We start from the raw sequence: 12939 nt of genomic DNA, 5'->3' as shown, positions 1-12939 counted from the left end.
AAGGTCTTGCGATTCATATATAGTATACAAGCTATGAATCTAAATAAATGTATTTCTTTTAGTCAAATAATTACAAACTTCGACAACGTGAAGGTTGCTAGTATTGTAGACTGAAAGACCCGATTTTAAAGGCTCTTCTCTAAGTCTTTATCCATAATAAAAACTTCGATTCTCTCCCCAGTTTTCGTACTAATATCACTATGAGAGGAAAGAACTTTACAGTCAGTATAATGCTCGACAATTTTTTCATAGTCTTCACTGTACATTTCGCGGAGAAGCTCCCGTATTTGTTTGACAAGCTTTTTACCAGAATCACGATTGACAAGATGCTTTTCTTCTACCGTTAGAACACCTTTGAAACGGGTAATCAACATGTCTAATGATATACGTTTTGGCTTCCTGTGGTCCCCTGCCGATCAAATCTCGCTGGAATTTAATAAACGCAGCACTAATTTCAGCCTCTAGTTTCTTTTTGGAATTTGACATGATGCCTCCAGTTATTTTCTGAGATTTATGGAGTTATCATAATGTCCAATGTGAGTTCTTGTCAATGCAAAATAAAAATCTTTATAAAACTTTAATAACCTGTAAAATCTGTAGAAATACTACGTGAAATAGTGTTATTGTACATAAATTTGATAAATTTGGCCATATTTGGATGGATTTGAACGAATTTAGTACTTTTAATGAGTTTACAATGATTGAATAGCAGGCGTAGAATAATTCTCATAAATAACAAATTTGATATCGGCCAAATCTCAATTAATTGAGAACGGAGGACCCATTATATTGGGGTTAATACTGCATTTGCAGTAAGGATGAGATACTCTTTCGCCATCCTACCCGTCAGCTAACTTCGTCGGCTAAAGCGAAGGAGGTCATAAGACCACCTTAATTCGGGGGGGCTTTTTTGTTGTATTTGAAGCAAGAAAGCAGCCTGATGAACGATACGTAGGTCTTTTTCTGTGGAAAAGGGGCGGGGCTTCGCAAGATCAGCTTCGCACCGCCACCTTCATAAGGTGATACAAGTTGAGGACCTGAATCTTTTCATCGTCGGACTTTAGAGCAGACACTCATGGATGTTTTTTATGCGTAACTATGAAAAGATTTCTTGGGTGACAGAACGCAAAGAGAGTGTATAACTTGCTGGGCGTTAAGTAGACCAATGAGTTCTTTTTCTCCATTCAACATGTTGTTTTTGCAAGTGTTCAATACCATTGTGTGAATCGTTTGGTTTACCGCTGGAATCTTGAATGATATTGCATGATTGCGTTCTGGAGAAAAGTACCATTGGTCTTTTTGTGTTCACTCTACTATTCACTTAACGTTAAATGATTTCAAACAACTAACTAGTTGGATATTTATTAAACTAACTTCTTACCTCGTAGAACGGAATTGTCCATAGAAGAAACACTTGCTTGTTTCAATATTTTAATAGGTAGGAGATCATTATGGAAAAAATAACAGCGTTTCTAAACCCACCAAAAGTTCTTGTATTGGGCTTTGCGGCTGTGATTTTAATAGGTGCATTATTATTGACCCTTCCCCTTTCAACAGAAGATGGGGAAGGCCTCTCGTTCTTAAATGCTTTATTTACCGCAACATCTGCTACATGTGTGACAGGGCTTGTCGTCGTAGATACAGGAAGTACATTTAGCAGATTTGGCGAGATTGTCATATTAATACTCATTCAAATCGGTGGATTAGGGTTTATGACATTTGCAACTTTTATCTTTTTTCTCTTAGGCAAAAGAATATCACTGAGAGAAAGATTGTTACTTCGAGAAGCGTTAAATCATTTATCGATGGCGGGAATTGTCAGATTAGTGAAAAGAGTGTTGATTTTTACAGGAATGATCGAGCTTGTCGGTGCAATCATTTTATCGGTTCGTTTTTCTTTGGATATGCCAATCGGTCGAGCCATCTATTTTGGTATTTTTCATTCAATCTCCAACTTTAATAATGCAGGTTTTGATTTACTAGGAGGATTTCGAAGTCTGACCCCTTACGCAGAAGATCCAACGGTCGTGCTAACCGTCTGTGCGCTTATCACATTAGGGGGAATTGGTTTTATCGTCATGAATGAAATGTATGAATATCATGATACAAAACGTTTATCTGTGCATACGAAAGTGGTATTACTGACTAGCCTAATTTTAACTGTAAGTGGAGCCATCTTAATCTTCATGTTTGAATATGGTAATGAGAAAACGTTAGAACCTTTATCCTATCTAGGAAAAGGATTGGCAGCATTGTTTCAATCGGTGACTGCGAGGACAGATGGGGCTAATACAATGAGTATTTCAGACTTAACACAACCAACGTTATTTCTGACCATCATTCTCATGTTTATTGGCGCTTCTCCAGGTTCAACAGGTGGCGGAATTAAAACGACTACCTTTGCTACTTTACTTGGAACCGTCTGGTCTCAGGTTAAAGGAAAAGAAGATGTCATTTTCTTTCGTAAACGCATTGTTTTTGACACGATATTTAAAGCTCTTACTGTAACTGTAAGTGGATTATTTCTTGTTATTACAATTACCATGCTACTGAGCATCACAGAAAAAGGGCATGAGTTTATCGTGTATTTATTTGAAGCGACTTCAGCGTTCGGCACCGTAGGACTATCGATGGGATTAACTCCTGAACTATCACCTATTGGTCGTGTTCTCATTATATGTACGATGTTCGCAGGCAGATTAGGCCCTTTAACGATCGCTTTTGCCATTGCTTTGAGGCGTAAACCAGATGCGTTTCGTCACCCAAAAGGGAAAATAATGATCGGTTAATTAAAAAAATAGGGAGTGTAAATAAGATATGGTCAAACGACAATATGCGGTTATTGGTTTGGGGAGATTTGGAGTGAGTGTAGCCCGAAAATTATATGAGGCTGGGCATGATGTCTTAGGCATTGATTGTAATGAGGAACGGGTTGAAGATGTTGAAATAGCTGTTACTCATGCAGTCGTAGCTGATACTACAGAAGAAAAAGCGCTGATTTCAATCGGTATTCGCAATTTTGATTGTGTAATTGTAGCAATTGGGAATGACATGCAATCGAGCATTTTAACAGTGATGCTTTTAAAGGAATTTGGAGTGAAAAAAGTAATTGCGAAAGCTCTAGGAAAGCACCATGGCCGGGTTTTAGAGAAAATCGGGGCTGATTGGATCATTTATCCTGAAAGAGATATGGGGGAACGTGTTGCAAATCAGCTCCTCTCACCGAATATGTTGAACTACATTGAACTGTCAAAAGAATTCAATATCGAGGAAATCCTCATACCACTTAGCATGGCTGAAAAAAGTTTGCGAGAACTTGATATTCGTGCCAAATATAATGTTAGTGTCATTGCCATTGTTAGAGAAGGAGAAATAATCGTATCCCCATCCTCAGATCAGATTATTCATAAAGGAGATTTATTAGTGGTGATTGGGAACAGAGAAGATCTAGCTGAATTTTCAAATATAGAATAACAGTCGTAGGGCTTAACATTTTAAGGTGTAGCTAGTGTAGGGCGACAATGTTACATAGAAAAGTCAATCAAATTCAGCTGCTTCAATCATTCGATTTTTACTCTCGTATGTTTTTAGGTAAACGCTCCAACCATATAGAGATATTGGTCATCAACATAGATCTCATACATTTTGATAACAATGCCACTTAAAAGTATCATTTTAGAGGTTGTTCAAAAAGACCGGTAAAAATAGCTGTCGAATTTCTGAGGGTACTGAAAAAGTCTGTATACAGAGGGAAATAAGCTAATGACCTACTACATACTGGTCGTTAGCTTATTTTATTATTTGTATATTGATGAAAATTTTCAAAACTGTTAATAAGAATTACTTTTCCAGCGGCCATGAATTTCTCGGCTCTTTTTATCCTCCATTTTAAACCAGCGCTTTTAGATACAAATTATAAATCTGTCATGCCCCCACTGATATTCCTTCCACATAAGTTTTCTTATGTAATATTCTGATTTTGGTGATACACTTTATGAAGAAAACAGTCTGGTCAAATATAGAAAAGTACGCAAGGGGGCAAACGATGGGAACGCTTTGGCATAACGGAAGCATTTATACCATGCAAACAGAATATGATCGAGTAGAGGCGATTTTTACCGAAAATGGCTTAATCATTGAGGTTGGAGAGGCTTCTACACTAAGAAATACTTATCAAGACATGATTACGAATGAAATCAATTTACAAGGTCAGATGCTTATTCCAGGACTTGTGGATAGTCATCTGCACTTAATCGGACATGGTGAAAAGCTAATGAGGCTGGACCTCTCAAAGATGAAGAGCAGAGCTGAAATCCTACAGGCTTTACTTGAAAAATGTGCGCAAACGCCTGCTGGAGAATGGATTATAGCAGAAGGTTGGAATGAAAATGAATGGCAAGATTCTACACTTATATTGCGAGATGACTTAGATCAACTTTCGAATGAACATCCGCTCATCTTAAAACGGGTTTGTCGCCATGCTGTCGTTGTGAATTCCTTGGCTATGACAATTAGTGGGATTGAGGAAAATATCGAGCAGCCGTTTGGAGGAGTGATTGGGCGGTATAAGGATGACCGCTTAAACGGTATGTTTAAGGAAGACCCTGCTCTGAAACTAATCATGAATCATTTACCGGGAATTACGGAGGAATATGTGAGGCGGGCACTGACGGTTTCGATTCGTGATTGCCATAGACTTGGCTTAACTGGGGGTCATTCGGAAGATTTACATTATTACAATGGTTTTTTGCCAACTTATCAAGCATTTGTTTCAGTTATTGAGGAAGCGGGATTGCCATTCCGTGTCAACCTGCTTGTCCATAATAAAGTGGTTGATGATATGAAGGAGTCTGGGTATGGATATCGCAGCAAACGAGGGTTGATTGAATTAGATGCGATGAAAATATTTGCAGACGGATCACTTGGCGGCAATACGGCATTATTAAGCCATCCGTATCATGATCGTCCGGAAACTCAAGGTGTGGCGATTTATACTGAAAATGAGCTACACGATCTTGTTCAAAAAGCGAGGAATTATGAGATGCCAATCGCTGTGCATGCAATTGGTGATCTGGCCTTCGAAATGGTACTGAATGCGATTTGTACCTATCCACCAAAGCTTGGATTGAGAGATCGGCTTATTCATGCACAAATTATGAGACACGATTTATTAGATCGTGCCAAAGAATTACCGGTGATTTTCGATATTCAACCTGGCTTTGTCCCTTCTGATTTTCCGTGGGTTATTGATAAAGTTGGAAAAGATCATATGGCAGCTAACTATGCATGGAAAACGTATATGGAAAAAGGCATCCAGTGTGCAGGCGGTTCAGATGCACCGATTGAACCGGTAGATCCGTTGCTTGGTATACACGCTGCTGTGACAAGAAGAAAGCCATTTGATGCAGACCAAACGATTTACGGTGAAAAGGAGTGTCTATCGCTATTTGAGGCGCTCTCCTTATATACGACGGGTAGTGCTTATGCGATTGGTCAAGAAGAGTCACGTGGCAAGATTGCACCAGGGTATATAGCGGACTTTACAGTTTTTGAAAATGATTTGTACACCGTCCATCCTGATGAATGGCTTGAAATAGAAGCAGCTATGACTGTTGTAAATGAACAAATTGTCTATGTGAAAAAATAATAATAGAAGCAGTACAAACTTGCATGTATAATAAATATATTTCGTCATCTGAAATATAATAGAAAGAAGGCATGCAGGTCATGAAATTAGAAAGTCAAAGAGAAGGTGCCTTTTTTGCGGCATTATCTTATTTAATGTGGGGAATCATTCCGATGTATTGGAAGATGATACAAGATGTATCTGCTGGAGAAATCCTTGCCCATCGGATTATTTGGTCGTTTGTTTTTATGGTCATTCTTTTGTTGGTTTCGAGAAAATGGAAGAGTTTTGTCGGTTTTCTAAAAGAGATTGCGCAGAATCGAAAAATCCTGTTCTCGCTTTTTCTTGCTTCGGTTCTAATCAGCGTCAATTGGGGAACGTTCATCTGGGCTGTGAATGCAGGTAAGATTATGGAGACTAGCCTTGGGTATTATATCAATCCATTAGTTAGTGTATTGCTTGGAGTTATTGTCTTAAAAGAAAAATTAAGCAAACAACAGGTCATTGCTTTTGCGTTTGCTGGTGCAGGTGTGCTCATTCTCGGTATTTACTTTGGCTCAATCCCATGGATTTCCCTCATTTTGGCTGTTACATTTGGATTGTATGGTCTTGCAAAAAAAATGATAAAAGCCGACTCAGCTATGGGGCTCACGCTAGAAACCTTAATGGTTACACCATTTGCGTTAGGATATCTTATCTATATTCTGTCTACATCAGGTGCAGCGTTCTTTACAGCACCTCATATAGCACTCCTATTGATGGGAGGAGGCGTTGTCACAGCGCTGCCACTGTTGTTTTTTGCAAAAGGAGCACAAAAGGTTCCGCTATCCATGCTCGGAATTTTGCAATACATTGGTCCAACTCTTTCATTGATGCTTAGTGTATTTGTCTACCATGAGACATTTACGAAAGTTCATTTACTGGCGTTCATCTTTATCTGGAGTGCACTAGTCATCTATACGCTCTCGATTACAAAAAAGAGAGTCATAGGCAGCAATAAAGTAAAAAAACAGGTAAGCCATGGTGCTTGATCTTTATTGAAACAAGGAGGTTGCCGAAACGGGCAACCTCCTTATATTTAATTATAAAAATGTTCTTTTTACTTTTTCCCAAAATGAGTTGTCTTTTAGTTTGATCGTTTTAATCGATTTTCCACTTAGTTTTATTTGAATTTTCTCAATGTTGCGGATGCTTACTGCTTCGTTGTCGAGACCGATTGTTGGGTAATCGTTTTCATTTTGCGGCATTCTGACGGATAATGTTCGTTCAGGCCCGAGAATAAAAGATGATCCAAGTGTCCGATAGGTATTGTTGTTGATCGAAGCAAGCTCGCTCACTTGAAAGCATGGCAAAGTGGGATCCACAACCGCGCCATTTACCGATTTGTTATAGGCGGTACTTCCGGTTGGTGTAGCGACCACGATACCATCCCCCCGGAACGTTTCAAAATGAATCGAATCAATAAAGAGATCCAGTACGAAAGTTTTTATAATCGCAGACCGAATGCTTAGTTCATTGAGCGCAAAGAAAGAGGGTTGGTTATCCAATTTAATTTCAATCGTTGGATAGCGCCGTACTTCTATTTGATCTGTTTCTGTTGATTCAATCATTTTGTTAGTATCTTCCAAATGGAAGTCGCAATACATATTTAAGTTCCCAGTTGTAGAAATCCCCGCATATAAGCAATCTTCTCGGAAACCCGTTTTTCTGACTGCTTGAAGAAATGTTCCATCGTCTCCGATGCTAACAATGATGTTTGCTTGTTTAAAATCAGGTACAATATTGTACCCATAGCGTAGAGCTATATCCCGTAGTGGCTGTACTTGAGCAATAATATCTTCAGATTGCGCATGAAAGAAATATAAGTTACGACGATGATCCATAGTAAAAACCTCCAACAGTATTGAAATTATTTTCCAAAAAAGTAGATTGTTTGTTACAATATTAGGGTGTTTCCTTAGTTTATCATGAGATGAATATTTTTGAAAATTCTAACACAAAAAACTATTAGTGTAGAGAGAGGATGAAGATAATGAATGGAAAGCGTTGGGCTGCTTTGGGGATTGCGGTAGTACTATTTGGCTTCTCAATCGGTTTCAATTTTTTGACTACAGCCTTGTTTGTTGATGTAGATAAGCTTCTTAATGGTTTACTTGGGTCAGATGGTGAATTTATGACAGAAGTGATTGAACAAGGTACAGGCTTTGACGAAATTGCTGTGCTTGATATTGAGGGAGTCATTCAAGATACAGGAAATTCTAGCTCCCTATTAGGTACAACAGGCTACAATCACAAAGCATTTATGGACAAATTGGATATGGTGAATGAAACCTCTGCAATAAAAGGAATGATTTTGCGCGTTAATTCACCAGGTGGCGGCGTTGTTGAAAGTGCTGAAATCCGTGATAAAATTCTAGAAATTCAAAAAAATGGCGTGAAGGTTTATGTATCAATGGGCTCCATGGCTGCGTCTGGTGGATATTATGTGTCTGCACCTGCTGATAAGATATTTGCAAGTCCTGAAACATTAACTGGGTCACTTGGTGTCATCATGCAAAGTGTGAACTACGGGAAATTGGCAGAAAAATACGGCGTTGACTTTGTCACAATTAAAAGTGGTCCATACAAAGATATAATGAGTCCGACACGAGAGATGACAGATGAGGAAAGAAAAATTCTGCAAACATTAATTGATAATTCATATAATCAATTCGTAAAAATTATTTCAGAGGGTCGCGGTATATCAGATGCGGAAGTCCGGAAATTAGCGGACGGTCGAATTTATGATGGGCGCCAAGCGTTGGATGTGAAGTTAATTGATGGTCTAGGCACATTAGATGATACCATAGCCGCGATGCAAAAAGATTTGAAATTGAAGAATGCCTCTGTGATAAGATACACAGATCAAGCTGGACTTGGTTCTCTGCTCAATATGAGTGCAAGAAAGTTAATGGGGACTGATCTTGAGAAAGAGGGTCTTACTGAATTACTTTCGAGAACGAATTCTCCACGGCTCATGTACTTATATTCACATTAAGGAGGCGGGAAGAATGAATGAGGAAAATTATATAAATACTGATGTAAATCTTGATGAAAAACAGGATAAAGAAACACGCCATGCTCCTTTTGATGAAACATTACAAAAACAAGAGCGGATCTCACCAAATGAAGTGGTAGAAGATTTATATCGGGGAGAACATCTGTCAACAGTTGCTTATGCAGGATTTTGGATGAGGTTTTGGGCGTATTTAGCCGATTTATTAGTCATTGGCAGTTTGAATCGAATTTTAATTAGTCCCCTTTCCATGGCGATTACGGGAAATGTATTTAGTGGCTCCTTCTTTTCATTTCAAGCAATTGGAACTACGATTATTTTTTACTTGTATTTCGTGCTGATGACTCGATTCTTTGGAAAAACATTAGGGAAAATGATATTTGGCCTGAAAGTTGTCAGTCTAAAAGAAGAAAAGATCTCTTGGGGAACATTGTTTTTTAGAGAATTCATTGGCCGATTCATTGCGAAGTTTCTTTTTGCAGGCTATATTATTGTCGGATTCCTCCCGAAAAAACAAGGACTTCATGACATCTTTGCCGATACAACCGTTATACTAGATAGAAGGTAACAAGAAAAGCGAAAGTACTTTTGAAGCTAAAAAAACAAAAAATAAACCTGTGGGATTTTATCTATCCTGCAGGTTTATTTTTTGCATGAAAGGCAACAATGAGAAGTTGAAGGGGTGTGAACCGATGAAGTGGTTTATCTTAATAATCACAATCTTGCTATTTATATTTATCCTTATTTTCATAACAAAATTAAACATCTACATTACATACTCCCATATACAGAAAGACGACCACTTTCATCTGAAGTTACGTGCCTGGGGTGGGATTATACGCTATAGCATAAAGATTCCGGTCATTAAAGTAGCTGAAGATTCCGCATCCCTTGTCTATAAAAAAGAAAATGGAATCAATGCCAATAACGCTGGAAAAGACGATGTAAAAGACTTTACGGTCGAAGAAATGCTTATTAGTTTTGAAAATATGAAGAATTTGATCAAACATGTATTTGGGTTTCATATACTAGTCCGTAAATTTCTAAATAAAGTAAAGGTTAAAACATTTCAGTGGCATAGTTTAATTGGAACAGGGGATGCGGTATTAACAGGAATCAGCGTTGGCGGATCCTATGCAATCAAAGGCTCGATTATTGGTCTGTTAAGTAGGTACATAAGATTTAAAGAAATGCCGATTTACTCGATAACTCCTGACTACCAGAAAGCATCAGCAAGTACTTCGTTTTTTTGCATAGTTGAGTTTCGAATCGGACATGCTATTGTGGCAGGTATCAAAATATTCCGCTACTGGAAAGGCGGAAAGGTAAAAATTTCTTCCGAACAAGTAGCGAAAGATTCAAGTTAGAAATTGATGCAGAGTGGAGGAAATAAGATGTCAGATCATCCGATTCAAGGCTTGATGACAGCCGCAATGGAAAATCTTAAAGAAATGGTAGACGTAAATACAATTATCGGAGATCCAGTTGAGACGCCGGATGGAAGTGTCATTCTAACGGTATCAAAGGTTGGATTTGGCTTTGCAACAGGTGGAAGTGAGTTTATGATGGATGGTGGCCATAAGGCTGAGTCTGGAGGCAATCAACCGTTTGGCGGTGGAAGCGGAGGTGGTGTTTCCATCACACCAATCGCTTTTTTAATCGTTGGTTCACATGGAGTAAAAATGCTACACCTTGATCAAGGCACACATTTACTTGAAAAAGTTCTTGATCTCGCACCGGCCGTTGTCGAAAAAATTCAATCAATTTTGTCCAAAAATGATCAGAGTAACCCAAAAAGCCCACCGCAAAAATTAGATGATTTAGGTATTTAATGAATAGCTAGTTGCCATTAAACAAGAGTAAAAGTGTGTTCATAAGGGTCAGACCTCGCACCCTAAATCAGTATGTAGTGTCTCATACACTTATTTTATACTGTATTTAGTTGTTGCGGGGTCTGACCCCTTTGCTTTAGGATTCCCTCATTTTCACGGACATTTGTCATTGTAATGTTAAACAATTGCAAAATATGGTGGAACAATCTATCATTAAACAGTAGTAAATAAAGCTTTAAGGGAGGAATTATTAATGGCATCTGTTACATTTAAGAACAACCCGATCACACTTGTAGGCGAAGAAGTGAAGGTAGGCGATCAAGCTCCTAACTTTACCGTATTGGCAAATGATCTTTCAGAAGTAAAAGCTAGTGACTTCGACGGTTCCGTCCGTATTATCAGTGTAGTTCCTTCCATCGATACTGGAGTTTGTGATGCACAAACAAGACGCTTTAACGAAGACGCTTCGAAAGTGGCTGGCGTGAAAGTGTTAACAATCAGTGTGGATCTTCCTTTTGCACAAGGCCGCTGGTGTGCAGCGAATGGCCTTGAGAATGTTCATACATACTCCGATCACAGAGACCTTTCATTTGGGACTGCATTTGGAGTCGTTATAAAAGAGCTTCGTTTGCTTGCTCGTGCTGTATTTGTTATTGATAGCAATAATCAAGTTACATATGTGGAGTATGTGAGTGAAGGTACTTCACACCCTGATTACACAGCAGCAATTGAAGCAGCAAAAGCAGCAAAATAATGCCTCAGAAAGGGTCTGACTTCATACTCTATACACCGTTTATTGCGTCATGTTCACGTTATAAACGATGTATAGTAGCTGTGGGGTCTTGACCCTTTCGTTATAGGGTCAGCCTCTTGTTTTAACATTCCCCTTTGATGAATCCCAATTCTATATTAAAAGGCTAGTTATATGATAAGATTGATTTTTGTCTCTTTTTTTTAATGCGTTCTTAAGCGAATGAGTCAAGAATCGTTTTCTAAAATAATATTGTGGAACAAAGCTATGTAAAAAGCCATGGCGCTTGTGTCTCTAGCCTAAGAGTTTTAGAATAATACACGAGAATGAAACAGGAGGAAGTATATTTTGAAATTTGCCCCGATAGAAGAGTTATTCCATATCTTTGATGAAACTGCTCACATTTTACAAGAAGAGCTATCATGTACGTATTTAGATGCTCTTGGTGAAACAGGAGAAAATATATTTCACGGTAAAGTATTGCAGGAAGAAGTCAGCGAGTTAGCACAAAAAAGATTGATGAAGCATTATCAAGAATTTACGCTTGGTAAGTATCAGAAAGAAGAAATTCGGAAAGCCTATCAATTAGCCATTCTAAAAGGCATGAAAGAAAGTATCCAGCCAAACCATCAAATGACTCCTGATGCTGTGGGGATGTTTGTCAGTTATTTAATTGGGAAGTTCACTAATGAACAGGCTACATTGTCGATGTTAGACCCGGCTGTTGGCACAGGGAATTTAATGTACACCATTCTCAATTATCTCACAGACAAAAATATCGCTTCCTATGGAGTTGATGTGGATGAAACGCTGATTAGGCTTGCATATGCAGGAGCGAATCTTCAAGAACATGAAGTTCAGTTCTTTAACCAAGATAGCCTAGAGCCGCTGTTTATTGACCCTGCCGATGTAGTGGTGAGTGATTTGCCGATTGGTTATTATCCAAATGATGTACGAGCTAGTGAGTATAAGCTTGCTGCTGATAAAGGGCATTCATATGCGCATCATCTCTTTATTGAGCAAAGTATTATGCATTTGAAAGATGGGGGATACACATTCTTTATCGTTCCGAATAATCTTTTTTTATCTGAAGAAGCTCCCAAGTTAAATGGGTTCTTAAGAAAATACACGCATATTCAAGGACTTGTGCAATTGCCCCTTTCCATGTTTAAAAACGAGCAATCAGCGAAAAGTATTTTAATTTTGCAGAAGCATAAAGAAGGACTTCGTGCACCAAAAGAAGCCCTATTAGTCCAGCTCCCCAAATTATCTGATGCTGTGAAGACAAAATTCATCATGGACCAGATTGACACGTGGTTTCGCCAAGAAAAACAAATGGCAAAATAATAGAATAAGTGGTTATGTTTAAGACGAGTTTTGATGTCAAGCGAAAGCAGCTTAAGCCCTACTAGATCAAATGTTCTCCACCCAAAAAGTCAGGGAATGACTTTCCGGGTGGAGAGTATTTGCTTGTCGGACTTCCATGTTCGCCACAGGACGTGACGGATCTTAGTCGAAATTCCTCTAAGGTGCTTGCGTGTTCTTATAACAGGCGGGGAAATACGTATATTTCCTCGTATGTTTTCTGTGGAAAAGGGACGAGGCTTCTAAAAAATCAGCTCCGCCCGCTACTCATAAGGTGATGCAATTTTTAGAACCTGAACCTTTTTCATCG

11 protein-coding genes, 1 pseudogene and 1 riboswitch are annotated in these 12939 nt (G+C 38.6%); of the genes and pseudogenes, 10 read left to right on the top strand and 2 right to left on the bottom strand.

Annotated elements, in window-relative coordinates; genetic code table 11:
• Positions 1-125 precede the first annotated feature (125 nt).
• A pseudogene (locus AC625_RS18355) lies at positions 126-486 on the bottom strand (Na-translocating system protein MpsC family protein).
• 253 nt (positions 487-739) lie between these two features.
• A riboswitch (cyclic di-AMP (ydaO/yuaA leader) is annotated at positions 740-880 on the top strand.
• A gap of 571 nt (positions 881-1451) precedes the next feature.
• On the opposite strand from AC625_RS18355, the gene AC625_RS18350 reads away from it, so the two are divergent.
• From AC625_RS18350 to rarD, 4 genes are all read left to right on the top strand, one after another.
• Positions 1452-2789 (top strand): TrkH family potassium uptake protein, encoded by a 1338-nt coding sequence (locus AC625_RS18350; protein ID WP_049682610.1) that lies wholly within the window; start codon positions 1452-1454, stop codon positions 2787-2789.
• 28 nt (positions 2790-2817) lie between these two features.
• A complete protein-coding gene (locus AC625_RS18345; RefSeq protein ID WP_049682609.1) occupies positions 2818-3474 on the top strand; it encodes a potassium channel family protein in 657 nt (218 codons plus the stop codon).
• A gap of 520 nt (positions 3475-3994) precedes the next feature.
• Positions 3995-5647, top strand: coding sequence for an amidohydrolase (locus AC625_RS18340; protein ID WP_342671002.1), 1653 nt, complete (start codon positions 3995-3997; stop codon positions 5645-5647).
• Positions 5648-5727: 80 nt separating this feature from the next.
• Complete coding sequence (gene rarD / locus AC625_RS18335) at positions 5728-6657, top strand: EamA family transporter RarD (protein ID WP_049682607.1); 930 nt, start codon at positions 5728-5730, stop codon at positions 6655-6657.
• A gap of 51 nt (positions 6658-6708) precedes the next feature.
• On the opposite strand, the gene AC625_RS18330 is transcribed toward rarD, so the two are convergent.
• A complete protein-coding gene (locus AC625_RS18330; RefSeq protein WP_049682606.1) occupies positions 6709-7509 on the bottom strand; it encodes an NAD kinase in 801 nt (266 codons plus the stop codon).
• A 149-nt stretch (positions 7510-7658) separates the two neighbouring features.
• Here AC625_RS18330 and sppA point away from each other — a divergent pair, with 149 nt between their 5' ends.
• The 6 genes from sppA (at position 7659) to AC625_RS18300 (ending at position 12611) form a co-directional block, all read left to right on the top strand.
• Positions 7659-8663, top strand: coding sequence for a signal peptide peptidase SppA (gene sppA, locus AC625_RS18325; protein ID WP_049682605.1), 1005 nt, complete (start codon positions 7659-7661; stop codon positions 8661-8663).
• Between the two features lie 13 nt (positions 8664-8676).
• Complete coding sequence (locus AC625_RS18320; protein WP_082191164.1) at positions 8677-9249, top strand: RDD family protein; 573 nt, start codon at positions 8677-8679, stop codon at positions 9247-9249.
• A gap of 124 nt (positions 9250-9373) precedes the next feature.
• Positions 9374-10048 (top strand): DUF2953 domain-containing protein, encoded by a 675-nt coding sequence (locus tag AC625_RS18315; protein WP_180320121.1) that lies wholly within the window; start codon positions 9374-9376, stop codon positions 10046-10048.
• Between the two features lie 27 nt (positions 10049-10075).
• Complete coding sequence (gene ytfJ / locus AC625_RS18310) at positions 10076-10513, top strand: GerW family sporulation protein (protein WP_049682603.1); 438 nt, start codon at positions 10076-10078, stop codon at positions 10511-10513.
• A gap of 253 nt (positions 10514-10766) precedes the next feature.
• Complete coding sequence (tpx, locus tag AC625_RS18305) at positions 10767-11267, top strand: thiol peroxidase (RefSeq protein ID WP_049682602.1); 501 nt, start codon at positions 10767-10769, stop codon at positions 11265-11267.
• A gap of 345 nt (positions 11268-11612) precedes the next feature.
• Positions 11613-12611 carry a class I SAM-dependent methyltransferase gene (locus AC625_RS18300; protein WP_049682601.1) on the top strand — a complete coding sequence of 333 codons (999 nt, stop codon included), beginning with the start codon at positions 11613-11615 and terminating at the stop codon, positions 12609-12611.
• Positions 12612-12939 lie beyond the last annotated feature (328 nt).

Source organism: Peribacillus loiseleuriae (assembly GCF_001183985.1).
Lineage (GTDB): Bacteria > Bacillota > Bacilli > Bacillales > DSM-1321 > Peribacillus > Peribacillus loiseleuriae.
The sequence above is the reverse complement of the archived record's forward strand: the minus strand, read 5'-3'. Positions and strand labels throughout refer to the sequence as shown.

Bases quoted from the DNA above. Each gene is read 5' to 3' on its own strand.
- rarD (WP_049682607.1), top strand. From the start codon at position 5,728: ATGAAATTAGAAAGTCAAAGAGAAGGTGCCTTTTTTGCGGCATTATCT.
- tpx (WP_049682602.1), top strand. From the start codon at position 10,767: ATGGCATCTGTTACATTTAAGAACAACCCGATCACACTTGTAGGCGAA.
- AC625_RS18340 (WP_342671002.1), top strand. From the start codon at position 3,995: ATGAAGAAAACAGTCTGGTCAAATATAGAAAAGTACGCAAGGGGGCAA.
- AC625_RS18330 (WP_049682606.1), bottom strand. From the start codon at position 7,509: ATGGATCATCGTCGTAACTTATATTTCTTTCATGCGCAATCTGAAGAT.
- sppA (WP_049682605.1), top strand. From the start codon at position 7,659: ATGAATGGAAAGCGTTGGGCTGCTTTGGGGATTGCGGTAGTACTATTT.
- AC625_RS18345 (WP_049682609.1), top strand. From the start codon at position 2,818: ATGGTCAAACGACAATATGCGGTTATTGGTTTGGGGAGATTTGGAGTG.
- AC625_RS18320 (WP_082191164.1), top strand. From the start codon at position 8,677: ATGAATGAGGAAAATTATATAAATACTGATGTAAATCTTGATGAAAAA.
- AC625_RS18350 (WP_049682610.1), top strand. From the start codon at position 1,452: ATGGAAAAAATAACAGCGTTTCTAAACCCACCAAAAGTTCTTGTATTG.
- ytfJ (WP_049682603.1), top strand. From the start codon at position 10,076: ATGTCAGATCATCCGATTCAAGGCTTGATGACAGCCGCAATGGAAAAT.
- AC625_RS18315 (WP_180320121.1), top strand. From the start codon at position 9,374: ATGAAGTGGTTTATCTTAATAATCACAATCTTGCTATTTATATTTATC.